This window comes from Bifidobacterium sp. SO4 (genome assembly GCF_018555355.1).
Classification (GTDB): Bacteria; Actinomycetota; Actinomycetes; order Actinomycetales; family Bifidobacteriaceae; genus Bifidobacterium; species Bifidobacterium miconisargentati.
The window spans coordinates 1-15,508 of sequence record NZ_JAFEJP010000019.1; the positions used below are offsets into that span (position 1 = coordinate 1).

Annotated in this window: 12 protein-coding genes; 4 read left to right on the forward strand and 8 right to left on the reverse strand. The window is 63.8% G+C overall.

Translation table 11 applies throughout. The annotated features are described in order from the left end of the window. The 3 genes from JS536_RS10555 to JS536_RS10565 form a co-directional block, all read right to left on the reverse strand. Nucleotides 1–443 (reverse strand): sugar-binding domain-containing protein (locus tag JS536_RS10555; RefSeq protein ID WP_346427479.1); only part of this gene is annotated, 443 nt, incomplete at its 3' end. Between the two features lie 31 nt (nt 444–474). Next, on the reverse strand, nt 475–2,088 hold the full coding sequence (locus JS536_RS10560; protein ID WP_214356886.1) for an MFS transporter: 1,614 nt from the start codon (nt 2,086–2,088) through the stop codon (nt 475–477). A gap of 262 nt (nt 2,089–2,350) precedes the next feature. Next, on the reverse strand, nt 2,351–3,961 hold the full coding sequence (locus JS536_RS10565) for an MFS transporter (protein WP_214356887.1): 1,611 nt from the start codon (nt 3,959–3,961) through the stop codon (nt 2,351–2,353). Between the two features lie 196 nt (nt 3,962–4,157). Between JS536_RS10565 and JS536_RS10570 the strand changes: the two genes are divergently transcribed. Together JS536_RS10570 and JS536_RS10575 are read left to right on the forward strand one after the other, a co-directional pair. After that, nucleotides 4,158–5,552 (forward strand): AraC family transcriptional regulator, encoded by a 1,395-nt coding sequence (locus JS536_RS10570; protein ID WP_214356888.1) that lies wholly within the window; start codon nt 4,158–4,160, stop codon nt 5,550–5,552. A 96-nt stretch (nt 5,553–5,648) separates the two neighbouring features. Beyond that, complete coding sequence (locus JS536_RS10575; protein ID WP_240544368.1) at nt 5,649–6,341, forward strand: GTP pyrophosphokinase family protein; 693 nt, start codon at nt 5,649–5,651, stop codon at nt 6,339–6,341. A gap of 168 nt (nt 6,342–6,509) precedes the next feature. Here JS536_RS10575 and JS536_RS10580 read toward each other — a convergent pair whose 3' ends face one another. From JS536_RS10580 to JS536_RS10600, 5 genes are all read right to left on the reverse strand, one after another. After that, nucleotides 6,510–7,469, reverse strand: a complete 960-nt coding sequence (locus JS536_RS10580) for a DMT family transporter (RefSeq protein WP_214356915.1) — start codon at nt 7,467–7,469, stop codon at nt 6,510–6,512. Between the two features lie 281 nt (nt 7,470–7,750). Continuing rightward, the gene (locus tag JS536_RS10585) at nt 7,751–8,647 is read right to left on the reverse strand and encodes a Bax inhibitor-1/YccA family protein (RefSeq protein WP_214356890.1); all 897 of its coding nucleotides are present in this window, start codon (nt 8,645–8,647) and stop codon (nt 7,751–7,753) included. 294 nt (nt 8,648–8,941) lie between these two features. Then, nucleotides 8,942–11,311, reverse strand: coding sequence for a glycosyltransferase family 39 protein (locus tag JS536_RS10590; protein WP_240544366.1), 2,370 nt, complete (start codon nt 11,309–11,311; stop codon nt 8,942–8,944). Between the two features lie 52 nt (nt 11,312–11,363). Continuing rightward, the gene (locus tag JS536_RS10595) at nt 11,364–12,269 is read right to left on the reverse strand and encodes a dolichyl-phosphate beta-glucosyltransferase (RefSeq protein ID WP_214356891.1); all 906 of its coding nucleotides are present in this window, start codon (nt 12,267–12,269) and stop codon (nt 11,364–11,366) included. Between the two features lie 193 nt (nt 12,270–12,462). Beyond that, on the reverse strand, nt 12,463–13,080 hold the full coding sequence (locus JS536_RS10600; RefSeq protein ID WP_214356892.1) for an Ltp family lipoprotein: 618 nt from the start codon (nt 13,078–13,080) through the stop codon (nt 12,463–12,465). Between the two features lie 384 nt (nt 13,081–13,464). Here JS536_RS10600 and JS536_RS10605 point away from each other — a divergent pair, with 384 nt between their 5' ends. Both JS536_RS10605 and JS536_RS10610 read left to right on the forward strand, forming a co-directional pair. Next, nucleotides 13,465–14,685 carry a histidine kinase gene (locus tag JS536_RS10605; RefSeq protein ID WP_214356917.1) on the forward strand — a complete coding sequence of 407 codons (1,221 nt, stop codon included), beginning with the start codon at nt 13,465–13,467 and terminating at the stop codon, nt 14,683–14,685. Nucleotides 14,686–14,848: 163 nt separating this feature from the next. After that, nucleotides 14,849–15,508, forward strand: a complete 660-nt coding sequence (locus JS536_RS10610; protein WP_346427481.1) for a response regulator transcription factor — start codon at nt 14,849–14,851, stop codon at nt 15,506–15,508.

Consider the following 15,508-nt stretch of genomic DNA (forward strand, 5'->3'; position numbering starts at 1 on the left):
GGGCGGATGATGCCGCCACCCGAGTACCAGCGGGTGTTCGGGGTGGCGGAGTTGTCCGCGGTCACGGTGATCTCGTTGTCGCCTTCCGGACCATCCCCGTAGACGAGTAGATCGGTGATGTCCACGGTGAATGGGCTGTATCCGTAGGCATGGCACGCGGCCTGATGCCCGTTGACGCACACTGTGGCGTTGCGGTAGACGGCTTCGAACTCGAGTTCCACCGTCTTGCCTTGCCATGCGGCCGGCGCGTGGAGCGTCCTCGCGTATTCGTAGATGCCGCCGTCGAAGAAGGCATTGCCGGTGCCGGATGGCGAGTCGGCGCGGCGCGGCGCGTCCAGCATCGCATCGTGGGGCAAGGTCACATCCCGCCATACGCCGGGTTGGCCGTCACCGGTCGTCTTGGCGCGAAATCGCCAATCAGTGTTGAAGTCCTGGCTCAGCATGTCTGTTCCTTCCTGGTCCTGCGTGTCCTATTCATGCGGCCGTCTCCGTGGGTGCGGCGGCTTCCTTGGGGCCCGTTACCCGTTCGTCGTCCGCCACCTGTTCGGTTTCGGGAATGGACGAGAGATTGGCGGCCACCTGTGCGAGTTCCCGAGCGGTGAGTTCGTCGTCGGATTCGTCGGCGACTGGGGTATCCGCGGCCTTGGCCCCGGCGTGCGGCTCGGCAAGCCTGGCTTCGGCGGCGGCGCGACGCTCCTCGTTGGCCTTGCGAATCTCGGGCAGCCGCTTATCCAGTCCGTACAGCTTCGAGGCGAGGGCGGCGATGAGGTACAGCGCGGCAGGGATGAAGCTGAAGAGCAGACGGATCATCAGGATTGCGGAATCGGGCTGTGCGGCGCTGTTGCCCGCGGAGCTCACGTACCCGCCGAGGTTGAGCAGCTGGCCCAAGATGAAGGCACCGAACGCGCCGCCGATGGTGCCGCCGAGGCCGGAGATTACGCCAAGTGTGGCCTCCATGCGGGGTTTGCCGATGTATTCGTTGTATTCCGCGCATTCGAGGGCCATCAGCGTACCGAACATGTTGATCGGCACCTGTCCGAGACCGAAGAACACGGCAGCGCACATCAGCATCACAAAGTTGGCACCGGCGAACCAGTTGGTCGCATACCCCAGAATGCACATCACGAAGCCCCAGAAGCAGGCCTGATTGATGGACAGCTTCCTCAGAATCATCGGCATGACGAGCAGGGCGGGCATCATGATGCCGCCGATGGCCGTCGCCGCGCTCATGAGGGAGACGTTACCGACCACGTACGTGTAGTAGTAGACCTGTATGCCCATGTTCGCGACCATCGCGTTGATCAGGGTCATGATGGTGACCGGCCAGATGTACTTGTTGGCCTTGAGCACGTCGAGCACGGCTTTGACGTCGACCTTGTCGGTAGTCACGTCCACGTCATAGCGCTCCGGGATGAAGAAGAAGCGCATGATGCCGATGACCATGGCGGGCACGCCGATGATGAGCATCATCACGATCCACCCCTGATGCGAGGTGCCAAGCTTGGCCATCATGATCGGGAAAAGCACGTTGACCAGCAGCGCGCCCATGGCGGAGAGCAGGCCGCCATAGGAGCCGAATTTGATGTACAGCTTCTCGTTGTTGAAGGCGCGCACCATGTACGGGTTGGTGCCGGCGCCGAGGAACGCGCCGAACACGCCCTGGTTCATCACGTACATGACGAACACCCAGATGTACTTGACGGTGTCACCCCAGCCATTCGGCGTGGCGAACATCAGAATGGTGGCCACCCACACGCCGATAATACCCCACTCATACGGGCGACCGCGGCCCCAACGGGTGTTGGTGCGGTCCACGATGTAGCCGATGGGGATGCTGAGCACGGCGTCAAAGATCTTGGTGACCAGCATCAGCGTGCCGACCACGCCCACGTTGAGGCCCAGGATGTCCGAGCAGTAGATGGTCAGGAAGCCGAGCACGATGTAGTTCATCGACGTGCTGATGATGCGGCTGGTCCAGGCCAGCAGCGTGCCGAACGTGAGTTTGTCCGGAGCCCTGTTCGCCGACGGGGAGGGGTTCGGGGCCGGGGACGCCTGTTCCAGGGTTTCCCGCACCGTAGTGGTAGTCATTGTGTCTCACCTTGTCTGCCCGGCACCGCCATGGTGCCGATGCGTTGTCGTTGTCATTGCGGCGGGTTCTGCTGCGAACCGCCGTCGATGACTTCAGCATAAGAACACGATGATGTCCTGTTTTCATTTTTTATATCAAAAATTGATGTTGTCCATACCGTCAAGCGCAAATGACACAACTTTCGATATCTTTCCGCAATACAGACAAGGGCGGTCTTCCGCATACGTCGCGGAAGACCGCCCGAAGGCGACAAAACCCGGCTCAGGACTTGGCGGACGCCTCGTCGGCGGCGAACTTCGCCTGCATGCTGGCACGAATCTCGGGCGTGATCGGCCACCATCGGTAGATGATGAACGCGATTGCCCCGAGGACGGCAGGCACCACGCCCATGAGAATTGTGAATCGGTCGAGCAGGGCGGGCAGCTGGGAGACGTCGCCCAGGTAATTGCCCGTCTCGGAATCCACGTTGTATCCGATCATGATGAGCAGCACACCCACTATGCCGCCGGCAAGTGCGTTCTGCGCCTTCTCGAGCAGGCTGCGCAACGCGGTGACGAGCGCGCCCATCTCCTTGCCCACCATGTAGCGGTTGTAGTCGATGGATTCCGCCCACAGGCCTATCGAGGGCACGAAACCGAAGCCGGACGCGCAGTTGATGAGCATCAGAATGATGAACAGTACCCAGAAGTTGGTGCGCAGCACCCCGGCCAGTTCGCAGACGAACAGCATCAGGCTGAAGAGAGACATCAGCGCCAGGCTCAGTCGCTGCACGGCGAGGTTGGAGCCCATCTTCCGGACCAGCAACGGCGAGAACCCGGTCATCAGGAAGATCGGCCCCAGCGAAACCAGTTGCAGGAGCAGGGACTGGAACGCCAGCTGCGAGTTGTTCACCACGCCGGTGGCCATGTCGGCGTTGTACGCCCATTTGACGTAGTACATCACCACCGCCGAGGTGGTGGTCCACATGAATCCGGAGAACAGCGAGGAGACGATCTGCACGGCCATCGCACGGTTGAGTTTGACCATGGCGATGATGTCATGGAAACGGATGCGTTCGGTGTGCCTGTTGTTGGCTTCGGCGACCTCCTCGTCGGAGACGTTGCCCTCCCTGATCATGAGGATGCCGATCAGGGAGATCGCGCCGAACACCACCACCATCACGGTCACCAGGATGCCGATGGCGGTCTTGATGCCGCCCATCTGCTGGCCGAGGGCGAGCGCGAACGTCATGATCATGCCGGCCGGCAGGGCGCCCGCGGTGCTCACCAGACGGTTGACGGTGAAGAACCGGGCGCGCAGCTCATCGTCCTTGGTCACGGACTGCACGAGCGGCACGAAGGCGGCGAACGTGGAGCCCACGTCGTAGGCGAAGTAGAAGAAGAACACCCAGATGCCGACCAGAACCGGGTTGGACACGAGCCCGTCCGGGATGTTGTACAGCAGGATCGAGGAGACGGTCACGATGATGATGCTGGCGATGATGAACTTGCGGTATTTGCCATGTCTGGTGACCTTGGCGCTGTCCATGATCCAACCCTCGACCGGATCGTTGACGGCGTCGAAGATGCGTCCCACGAACAGCACCACGGTGGCGAGCGTGGCGCCCCACGGTCCGATGCCGGCGTAATCGGTCAGGTAGGTCATGAAGATCGAGGACATCAGAGCGATGCTCGCGTATCCCACCAGGCCGTTGACGCCCATGCCGAACAATGTTTTGCCGTCGTACGGGTACTCCTTGCGCTTGGCTCGTCCTGAGGTGACCTCGGTTCCGACGGCAGGAATACCGCCCCCTTGTGCTGCGACCGGCGCTTCGGACTCGCCGATGGACTGTTTCGATGCCGCCGATGGCATCGTTTCCGCGACTTGCGTCATAACAATTCCTCCTTGAATCGTCGTTGCCTTCACGTTACGGCCCGCACAATGTCGGATTCGTATGATTCATGACAGTTTTTCATGCAACCGCCGGTTTTGTGGTGCATCGCAAACGGAGGATACGTATCATGAAAAACTGATATCGGCCGTCGACGCATTGACGTCGACGGCTATCCCACAACGACGAGGAGCTTCAATGGGCACTGCGGCACAGGGGTTCGAGGAGGTGTTCTGCGCGGCCACCGGTATCAGCCTGTGGCGGTATGACGCGGACATGCGTCTGGAATACACCAATTGCGGTTCCCTGTGCTGGGATGAGGCATTCCGCGCGACGGGATGCGCGGAACAGGCGCGGACGCATTGCGCCCAATCGAACCGTCCCATGCTGATCGAGACGCCGCTGAATCTCTTCTGGATCGCGTTCCCCGGCAATCGGATAAGCCTCGGGCACGGCACCCATGCCGAATCGGGTTTCACGGACAGCGCCGCCCCCAATCTCGTCGCCGATGCCAGCCTCGTTGACGGCATCGCCAACGACGATGCCGTCAACAGCAAAGCAGCCGCCGGGACGGACGACGATCCTGACGGCGGCACCAGGGACAATCACGTGGACCCATCCAACCGCTGCATCTATGCGATGGGACCGGCGTTCATCTCGGAAACCTCCACGGTCGATTTCAACAAGGCCGCACGCCTGCTCGATGTGCCGGATTCGACGTTGGAGCTCATCACCGAAGCGCGTTCCTCCCTGCCAACGGTCAACGTGGTGCGGTTCGAGGAATACGCGATGCTGATGGTGTTCGCCATCCGCGGCGAACGCATCAGCTTTGAGGACATAGAGCTCAAACCATTCGACGAAGGCCGAACGGCGAAGGCCCGCCAGGAGGCGGTGGGCACCCATCAGGGTTCGTATGAATACGAGCGGATCATGCTCAAGGACATCGAGGACGGCAACATCAACTACCGTGCCCATCGCAACCGCATGGCCCCCATGGTGCCCACGGTGGGCAAGCTGAGCGCCGGCGACCCGCTGCGCCAGACGAAGAACATGATCATCGTGCAGATCGCCACCTGCTCACGTGCGGCGATCAAGGGCGGGCTGCCTTCGGAGATCTCGTTCAGCATGTCCGACTCGTACATCCAGAGCGTGGAAGCGGCGCACACCACGGTGGAGGTGCAGTCCATCGGTCTGGCAATGTACGACGACTACGTACGGGCCGTATGGAAGATGAAACAGGACAACCGGTATTCGGAAACCGTCAACCGTTGCATATCAATGATTCGCATGCACGCCACCGAACGGTACACGCTCCGCAAGCTCGCCGCCGAGGTGGGGTATTCGCCGTACTACCTGTCCACGCGATTCAAGAAGGAGACCGGCACGGGAATCGGCGAATTCATGCGTCGCGCCAAGGTGGAGTACGCGCAGTTCCTGCTTACCGACACGCAGCGTGGCATCAATGATATCGGCGAATCGCTCGGCTTCTCCTCCCCCAGCCATTTCATCGCCGTCTTCAAAGCCGAGACCGGCCTGACGCCGAAGCAATACCGTGAATCGCGTGCCGCCGTGGCCAGAGTCCGTACATCTTGAGGAGATTGTCCGGAGACGTTCAGGTTCGCCTGCGCCGGCCGGGTATTATTGGTGGCCGTGATACTTGACCGACATAATCGACTCAACACCGCCGACATGAACGCACGTCTGAAGATGCTGGATCTGCCGGGCGGACGGTTCAATGCAGACGACATCACCGAGTTCATCGACATCATGCAGGTCTATGAGGGCGCGATGTACGAGATCAGCACCAAGCTGGAGATCCTCGATGACGAGTTCCAGGTGCGGTTCAGCCACGATCCCATCCATCACATGGAGCGCCGCCTGAAGTCGGTGAATTCCATCATCGGCAAGCTGGAACGCAAGGGCCTGCCCGTCACGGTGAACGCCATCAAGGACAACCTGTTCGACGTGGCCGGCATCCGCGTGATCTGCAATTACCGGGACGACGTGTACTCCGTGTCCAACTACCTGTCCTCGCAGTCCGACATTCAGGTGCTGCGTGTCAAGGACTACATCAAGAACCCCAAGCAGAACGGCTATCGTTCGCTGCACGTGATCTACGCGGTGCCGGTGTTCCTTTCCTCGGGCGCGCATTACACGCCGGTGGAGGTGCAGTTCCGCACCATCGCCATGGATTACTGGGCGTCCCTGGAACATGCGCTACGGTACAAGGCGGACCTGCCGGACAACAAGCTCAGCGAGCATTCGCAGACGCTGCTCGACTGCGCGCGTTCGTTGCAGAATATCGAGGTGCAGATGCAGAACATCCATCGCGACATCAACGGCGCTCCCCAGGTGGGCGAGGCGCCGAAGACCTCGGACTGATACGCAAGTTCCATATATGCAAGGCCGGCCTCATGGTCGGCCTTTTCATTATTAAGCCAAGATTGATGTGCCCTATGCTCGGCTCCCCTTGTCAGGGGAGCTGTCGGCATAGCCGACTGAGGGGTAGTCCTATCGGATTCAGGTCAATCCTGGTTGAGTAGAGCCTTTTCAATCCCGCTTCAGGAATTCCGGAAGCTTGGACGGCGCCTGGGCGAGCAGGGTGCCGATGAAGATGAGGGCGCAGCCTGCGTAGCCGCGCGGGGTCATGATCTCGCCGAGGAAGATCGCGCCACCGACCGCGGAGAAGAACGATTCGAGGCTCATCAGAAGGCTGGCGCGGGTGGGCGGCACCCACTGCTGGCCTACCACCTGCAGTGTGTAGGCGATGCCCACCGAGCCGATGCCGGCGTAGAGGATCGGCATCCACGAGTGCGCGGCGCCCGTCCAGTCGACCGAGCCCTCGATGAGCGAACCCGCCCAGCTCAGCACGGCGGTGGTGCAGAACTGGCCGAACGAGAGCTTGATGGCGTCCACCTTGGCGCCCAGTTCGTCGATGATGAGGATGTGCGCGGCGAACAGCACGGCCGTGAACACCAGCAGGATGTCCGCAAGTCCTAGCGAACCGAATCCGTCCGTAATGCACAGCAGGTAGAAACCTGCGATGGACATCACCACGGCCACCCCCACCAGTACGCCGATGCGGCGGCGCAGGAACACGAACGCCAGCAGGGGCACCATCACGATGTACAGGGCGGTCAGGAACCCGGCGCGTCCGGCCGATTTGCCATAGAGGATGCCGTACTGCTGCAAGGTGCTTGCGGTGAACAGGACCACGCCGCAGACTACGGAGACGACGATGGGATTGGCGAGCCATGCCTTCCATCGTGGGGCGGCACCGGCGGCATCGCCCGGAGTCAGGTCATTCGCGACGGAACCGGCAACATCGGACGGTTCCGCCGGCTCCGCACTACTCCTCCCCCGCTGCCACAGCAGGATCGGCACCAGCGAAACCGCGCCCAACGTGAATCGGGTGGCGTTGAAGAACAGCGGCGACATCGAATCCATGCCCTGGACCTGCGCCACGAACGCGAATCCCCAGATCAGTGCGGTCAGCAGCAGGCAGAACATCCCCACGAACTCTTGTCTTCTCATGGTGTCCCAACCTAACCCGCCCGTGTGACGGGCATGAAAAAGCCCGGCCACATTGTGGTCGGGCCATCGTTGTCAAATCCCGTTGAGAAACCGTGATGCCGCGAAGGCAACCTCTGGAACTCCCCTCAGCCAGCTTCGCTGACAGCTCCCATCAAAGAAGGGAGCCTTCGCGGCACAGCCGCTCACTTCGCCTACAAACAGTCCACCGGACTGTTTGCTTTACGGCTCAGCCATCAAAGAAGGGAGCCAGACAATCGTCAGTCCCTGCTGCCGAGCAACTGGAGGATGTACAGGAACATGTTCACGAAGTCGAGGTACAGGTTGAGGGCGCACAGGATGGACACCTTCTTGACCATCTCCGGGCCGTGCGACTCGTACTCGGTGAGCAGAGCGCGCGTGGACTGCGCGTCGTAGATGGTCATGCCGGCGAAGATGACCAGACCGATGGCGCACACGATGCGGGTCATGCCGCTCACCGGCAGGAACATGAGCACGAGCTGGGAGACGATGAGCACCAACAGCGCGACCATGAGGATCGGGCCGGCCTTGAGCATGTTGAACTTGGTGGTCAGACCGAACATGGTGAGCGCGAAGAAGAACGCGGCGGTGATGCCGAGCGCGACGCCGATGGAGCCGAGGTCGTAGACCATGAAAATGGAGCTCAGCGTGAAGCCCATCAGCGCGGCGTAGACGTAGAACATCACGCGGGCGGTGGAGGACTTCATCTTCGTCACGCGCATGCCGAGCACCACGGCGAGCGCCACCTGCGCGATGCACAGGCCGACGAGGCCGACCATGCCGGTGGCCATGAGGAAGGCGTAGTAGGCGCCGGTGATCTGGCCGAGCACGGCCACCACGGCGGTGACGATCAGGCCGATGGTCATCTCGCCGTAGACCTTGGTCACGGAGACTCGGCGGGCCTGCTCGTAGTTGTAGGCCATGGTGGTGTCCATGGCGGCGGTGCCGCCGCCGGCGGGCGCGTACTGGTAGCCGGCGTTCTGCGGGGCGTACTGGTAGTTCTGCTGGCCGTACTGGCCGTAATCGGCCTGCGCGTACTGCTGGCCGTATCCCGCCTGCTGCGCGGCGTTGTAGTCGGGGGTGTTGTACTGCGGGTTGTATTGCCCGTTATTGCGGGGCTGCTGACCGAATGTCATGATCGCTCCTTTGATTCGTTCCCGACCATACTAAGGGAACAAAGCTTACGATTTCATGAAAGCATCTTCCAAGAGCGTAAAACGCCGTTTGACAGAGACGATCGTCGGACTTTTGCCGGATAACGGAAGGTGCTTCGATACTTGCCCGGTTCTTATCGGGAACGGGCCGAGGCAGGCCGGACGTAGCGAACGACGGCAACGGCAGTCGCCGGCCTGATGGTGGGCGACTGCCGTTGTCATGCGGTGAGGGATCCCCCACCCATCGGACGTACCGGTGAGGGGAAGCGGGTTGGGCTACTTGGTCAGGTCGTAGATGGTGACGCCGTCCACGGTCTGGGCCTCGAAGTTCTCGGCCACCCAGGAGGCGATCTCGCTGGCGGCGTCCGAGCCGCCCATCTGGTTGCCGCCCATGCCGCCACCGGAGATGTAGTAGTGGATGAGCCCCTGCTTGACGTAGCTCTTGAACTGCTCCAGGGTGGGCGCGGGATCGGAGCCGTTGAATCCGCCGATGGCCATGACCGCCTCCTCGCTGGCGAGCTGGTAGCTGGCCGCGTTCTGCGATCCGGTGGTGGCCGCGGCCCAACGGTACTTGCCGGCGTTCTTCTGGAGCATGGAGACGATCTCACTGCTGGCGGTGCCGCCGCCGAGCAGACCACCGCCCATGCCGCCGCCGTTGCCGCCGGGGCCCTGCTGCGATTGGCTGCCGGACTGGCTGTCATCGGAGGAGGAGCCCGAACCATCGCCATCCGACTGACCATCACCATCCGAGCTGTCGCTCTGGCTATCCGACTGTCCGTCGGACTGGGACTGACCGTCGCCGTCCGAACCGTTCTGCTGGGACTGGCCCGGCATGCTCGGCGGCGTCTGACCGTCGGACTGTCTGCCGTCGGATTGGCCATCGGACTGGGACGGACCATCGGAAGACTGGCCATCGGACTGTCCCGGCATGCCCATGCCTCCGGGACCACCCTGGCCCTTCGGGCCGCCACCCATGCCGCCGCCGCCGGGGCCGCCGCCCATGCCGGTGGAGCTGGTGACGTTCGGGCCGGCCGTGACGATGGAACCGGTGTGCCCGGTGGACACGGTGTATGCGGTCCAGGCAAGCGGCCCGGCGTACAGCGCCACGGCGGCCATCACGATGCCGACCACGCCCATGACGCCGACCACGCGGTTCACGCCGGCGGTGCGCAGGAAGCGGAAGTCTCGCATCGGCACCGCAGCCACGGCCGTGCAGGCGAGCAGCAGTCCGGCTATGAATCCGACGAACAGCACCGCCACCTTGAGCCACGGCAGCCAAGTGGACCGGCCGAGCAGCTCCACGGCCCAGAACGTGTTCACGAAGACCAGCGCCGCGGCAACGGCACGGGCCCAGAACGTATCCCTCTTGGACCACAGCCCCATGATGGCGATGGCCACGAGCGCGGCCACTGCGGGGGCGAGCGCCACGGTGTAGTACTGGTGGAAGATGCCGGCCATGAAGCTGAACGTGAGCCAGGTGACCACGAGCCAGGAGCCCCAGGCGAGCACACTGGTGCGGCGCAGGTCGGTGCGGCGGCTGTGACGGGCCACGATGAGTCCGATGACGATGCCGGCGAAGGCCAGCGGCGCGAGCCAGGCGATCTGGCCGCCGTACTCGCCGTCGAACAGTCGGCTGATGCCAGTCTGCCCCCACATGCCGCCGCCGTTGCCGCCGCCCGAGCCGCCGGGCACCACGGCGCCGTCCTCGTTGCCGGTGATGCGGCCGAGGCCGTTGTAGCTGAACGTCAGTTCGAGGAAGGAGTCGGTCTGGGAGCCGCCGATGTAGGGGCGGGAGCCGGAGGGCACGATGACCGTCAGGGCGACCCACCAGCCGGCGGAGACGACCAGCGCGAGCACGGCGACGAGTCCGTCCACGATACGGCGGAGGAACTTGGTGGGCGAGGCCACGAGGAAGGCGAGCGCGAATCCGGGGACCACCAGGAACACCTGCATCTGCTTGGTCAGGAAGCCGAAACCGATGCATACGCCGGCGAGCGCCATCCATAGGGTGCGTTTGCGGTTGCCGGCGCGGGTGTCCGGGTATTCGAGCGAGCGCATCACGGCGGCGGTGGCACTGGTCATGAGGAGCACGAGCAGGGCGTCCGGGTTGTTGAAGCGGAACATGAGGGCGGCCACGGGCGTGGTGGCCAGGGTGAGTCCGGCGATGATGCCGGCCCAGTTGCCCCACTGGCGTCGGATGGTGGCGTAGAGCACCCAGACGCTGGCCATGCCGCACAGCGCCTCAGGCAGCAGGATCGCGAAGGAACTCAGACCGAAGACGCGCACGGAAAGGGCCATAAGCCAGATGGATGCCGGCGGCTTGTCCACGGTGATGGCGTTGCCGGAGTCCAGCGATCCCCACAGGAACGCCCACCAGTCCTTGGAACCTGCCTGGGCCGCGGCCGAGTAGAACTCGTTGGCGTATCCGGAGGCGGTGAGGTTGACGAACATGATGATGGCGGTCAGGCCCATCATGCCGCCGAATCCGATCCAGTCGACCGCGGTGCGGCGCTCGGCGACGTTGGCTCGGACGGTGCGCACGGCGTGCGTGTCCACGAACCGGCCGCCCGGCATGGAGGAGAAGGCGGGGAATCTGAACCGGCCGCGGGCCCGTGGGGTCGAGGTCGGTATGCTTGCGGTGCTCATAAGGGGTGACGATGTCCTTTCGATTGTTCAGGCTGTTCGTGCCGGCGGGGTCTCAGGCCGCGGCGGCCAGGCGCATGCGGTTCAGGGTGCCGTTCATGCGCCACATGCCCTTCAAATCCTTCTTGACCGTGTCCGGGATGTTGACGGTGGTGCCCGGATCCTCGATCCAGTGGACGGGGAATTCGTACATGCGCATGTTGGTGGCCTGGGCCAACAGCAGCATTTCGGTGTCGAAGAACCATTCGTTGTCCTGGATGTAGGGCAGCAGGTGGCGGGCGGCGTCCGAGGTCATGGCCTTGAATCCGCATTGCGCGTCATGGAAGGCCGCGCCGAGCAGTACGCGCAGCATGCCGTTGTAGGTGCGGGAGATGAATTCGCGTTTGGCGGAGCGGACGACCTGCGATTCGTCGAACAGACGGCAGCCAAAGGACACGTCGGCGCCGCCGTAGAGCAGGGAGCCGATGAGCACGCCGGTCTGTGCGATGTCCGTGGAGAGGTCCACGTCCATGTAGGCCACGGTGCGGGCCTGCGATTCGCCCCAGGCGAGCTTCAAGGCGCGGCCGCGGCCCTTGGCGGCGATGCGGATGGCGCGTACGCGGTCCGGGTATTGGGCGGAGAGCCGGGAGGCGATGGACCAGGTGTCGTCCGTGCTGGCATTGTCCGCGATGACGATCTGCCAGGTGTAGGCCCATCCTTCGATCTGGCTGGCGGACAGGTGGTTCATGAGGGCGAGCACGGAATCGGCGAGCTGTTCCTGTTCGTTGTAGACGGGGATCACGATGTCCGCGTCCACGGTGCGGGGCTGGCCGACGCGCTCCGCGATGGCGGAGGCCGGACCTCCGCTGATCGTGGAGGCGGGCGCCGGGGTGGGGTGTGCGGTGGAAAGGAGCTTGTCGTGGCCGTTCGTGGCCAGGGGCTGCGATGTCGCGGCAGCGGGCGTTGCGGTTGCGGTGTTCATGACTCTTATGAAACCGCCGGTTTCCTAGCGCCGTCTTAGCCGTACGTGAAGCTTTTCGGGCAGTCACGGAAAAACGGGCTCCACGTTTCCTGAATGCTTTCTGGAAACGTGGAGCCCGTTATTTCGCTGCGGGACAAGCCGATACCGGCAATCTCGAGGCTTCTCATATGGGAGAAACCGATAGCACAATAGGTCAGTCGTTGAGATGCTGGATGGCGTAGTCGGCTTCCTCGGCGGTGAACTTCTCGCCGTACTCGCTGGTGAGCTGGTCGCGGATCGCCTCGGGGGACATGGCCATGGTCTCCTGGTAGCTCTTCGCCTTCGCCAGCGCGTTCGCGTTCCAGTCGGCCTTGACGTTGTCGACGGCGTACTGGGCGGCCTCGGCGGAGAATTTGCCGCCGTACTCGCTGGTGAGCTGGTCGTAGATGCCCTGCTTCGACATGTGCATGGTGTCGGAGTAGGACTTCGCCTGGCGTAGGGCGGATTGGTAGTCGGCGGGAACCTGCGGGGTCTGCTGGGCGTCGTTCTGCCCGGTTTCGGCGTCGGTGCCGGTGTTGGATTGACCGTTGTCGGTGGCGGACTTGTCGCCTTCGGCGTCGGACTTGGGACTCTGGCTGGTGGTGTTCTGCGCGGACTGGCTGTCGGTCTGGCCGGAGGTGCCACCCATCTGGCTGCCGATGGCGGCGAGCAGGACGACGACGATCACCCAGAACCACCATCGTTTCCATATCGGCTTCTTGGCTTTGGCCGGGGTGGGTTGGGGCTGTTGCCGGGGCTGCTGAACGGGTTGTTGGGTGGTTGGCGCTGTCATGGCTTCTTCCTTCTTCGATGGTCCCCGAGATCAGCCGCATGTCACGGAATCGGCACGGGCTTGGGACGATGTCAGGTGTCCCTTGTGACGCTACCGAATCGCGGACCGTACCGTCAGTGGACGAACGGCCATTCCCCGTTGCCCTTTCGGGCAGGGACGGACATCATAGCGTGCCCGCATGTCCAGTAGCACCCGGATGCGGGCCGCCATACAGTGGAAGGCATGACGAATCCGCAACGCTCCCCCATGCCCGCGCCCGGCGGTGCCGGACGGCACGGCCGCACGTTCCGCGACGGCGACGGCACTGACGGCGACACGGTCCGTGGCAGGGCCGCGGACATGGACGATGTGCCGGTGAAGACCCAATCCTGGTGCACGGCGGTCATGGTGCCGTTGGCAAGCTTCATGTGCCTGGCGCAGACCTCGTTTTTCGCGCAGAACTTCGAGCAGAACTCCGCGGGCTTCATGCTTATGGTGCTGTGTTCGCTGGTGGCGCTGCCGTCCGGCTTCCTGCTGTTGGCCCGGGCCGAATATCCGGAACCGACGTTCTGGATCGCCTGCGCGCTGGTGACGGTCTTCCCGTTCGATTCGCTGATCGTGCTGATGGGCCTGACCGCGTTGCTGGCCAGGCGTTCGGACCGGAAGGTCGCCGTGCGCTCGGCAATCGCGGGCACGCTGGTGACGGTGTGGTCGCAGGTGCGCGATGCCCTGCAGCAGCCGGAGGCGTCGATCTGGCATGTCATCTTCGCCAAGCCGAATACGGGTGGGGCCACGGGCGAGCCCATGGTCATGCTGGCGCAGGAACCGACCATCATCATCACGGCCGTCGTCACGGCCCTGGTGGCCGCGGCCATCGCCATCCTGACCGGCCTGCATATCCGCTCGCGAGCCCGGTTGCGCACGGCGAACGCGGTGGCGAGCGCGGCCACCGACCATGCGGCCACGCTGCAGTCCGACCTCAACAACCAGCAGCTGGCGGACGCCATCGCCGCCGAGGCCCATGACACGCTCGCCCATTCGCTGTCGCTGATGGCGTTGAACGCCAGTGCGCTCAAGGCCGAGGCGGACAAGCTGGGCGACTCCCCCGAAGCCCGCGCGCTGGCCGGCAAGGCGGAGGACATCCGCAGGCAGTCGGCGGGCGCGTTGGACGAGGCGCACGCGATCATCGACATGCTGCGCAACCCGCAGCAGGCGTGGGAGCAGCTGGCTCCGAGCGACGACACCTCGCTGACACGCGAATCGTTGGATGCGCTCATCGCCGACGCACGCAACTCCGGCACGCAGCTCAACACATGGATCGACATCCAGCAGCTGAGCGGTCTGGACGAAACCATCGGCAAGGTGGCGTACCGGGCCGTGCAGGAGGGACTGACCAACGCGCGCCGCCATGCGCCGGGAGCCCCGGTGTCCCTGGAGATCACGGCGGGACCGGCCGCGGGCGTGCATCTGCATATCAGCAATCCGATGACGCAGACAGGCTCCACGCATGGCGCCGGACTGCCGGGGCTTGCCGCACGCGCGCAGTCGGTGGGAGGCCAGTGCCGGTACGGCGTGGACGAGCGGCACCTGTTCCATGTGGACGTGAGACTGCCCTGGCGTGGCTAAGATGGCTAGCGTGAGCGAGCAGCGCGAGGCATCAAAGACGGAGGATACGGCACAGGCCGTGGGAGGCGGAGCCGCGCCCGGTTCCGACGATCGTTCCGCAGGTTCCGGACATGGCACCGGCCATGCGGCGGGGCCTGGCGGGCAGGCCGGGACTACAGGGCCGATCCGCGTCAGCGTCATCGATGACGACCCGATGATCTGCCAGGCGATGAGCCTGATTCTCACCGACTATTCGAACGGCAGGCTGGTCGTGGCCTCCACGTCCACGGACGGCGAGACGTGCGTGCGCAGGGCGGCCGAGGAACGGCCGGACGTGGTGCTGATGGACATCGCCATGCCGGGCGTGGACGGCATCGAGGCCACGCACCGGTTGCGGGCGCTCCCCCATGCGCCGCATGTGCTGATCCTGACCTCGCTGAGTCCTTCGGGCACGGTGGAACGGGCCATCGAGGCGGGAGCCGAGGGATTCGTTTCGAAAACGGATGCGCCGGACGAGATCATCCGTCGCATCATCGGGGTCACGGAGGGCGCGCCGCAGTTCAACACGGCGAGCCAGCGTCAGCTCATCGACGAATTGAGCCGGACGCGATCGCGCATGCGTCGTGATGAGGCGCGCGCCCTGCTGGATTCGTTGCCGGAACGTGAGCGCGAGGCGGTGATGCTGGCCGCCGAAGGCTATACGAACGCGGAGATCGCCTCGCGGATGTTCATTTCCGAGCGGACCGCGAAGGCGCACCTGTCCTCGGCGGCGGATCGGCTCAGTATGGGCCGCGTGCAGATGGCACGGCTCGTGGAGCGGGCCGATCTGCCGGCGCGGCTGTAA